The sequence below is a fragment of the Pseudomonas sp. ICMP 3272 genome, assembly GCF_001466905.1.
Classification (GTDB): Bacteria; Pseudomonadota; Gammaproteobacteria; order Pseudomonadales; family Pseudomonadaceae; genus Aquipseudomonas; species Aquipseudomonas amygdali.
The window spans coordinates 1-444 of sequence record NZ_LKEK01000017.1 but is presented as its reverse complement, the minus strand read 5'-3'; the positions used below and the strand labels follow the sequence as shown (position 1 = coordinate 444).

Genomic DNA, 444 nt, shown 5'->3' with positions numbered 1-444 from the left:
GTCAGGGCCATGGCGCTGGCGATACGACCGGCGTCACTGTTATTGACCAGCCCGGCATCGAGCTGGAGGGTTCCGGTACTGGTCAGGCGGCCGCCTTGCTGGTTGTCAAAAGCACCGGTGACAAGCTTCACGCCCTTGCCGGCGATGCGACCGTTCTGGCTGTTGTCGAGACTGGCGCTGGTGAGCACCAGCGTTGAATCGCCGATAATCTGCCCGCCGCGGTTCACCACGGCNGGCACCATCGACCGTCAGGGACGAGGCCCCGGAGCTGGTGATACTACCGGCAGTATTGCCCAGAGAAGCAGCGCTCAACACCAGCGTGCCATCGCTGCGCAATGTCCCTTGATCGTTGTTGAGGACGCCCGTGTCTTTCAGACCCAGACTGTTTTTGGCGTAGACGCTGCCACCGCCCGTGTTGATCAGTTGCCCGACGTTCAACTGCAC

At 62.1% G+C, this 444-nt stretch carries 1 pseudogene; it reads right to left on the bottom strand.

Annotated elements, in window-relative coordinates:
* Positions 1-444, bottom strand: a pseudogene (locus tag AO068_RS26450) (filamentous hemagglutinin N-terminal domain-containing protein); the annotation flags it as partial.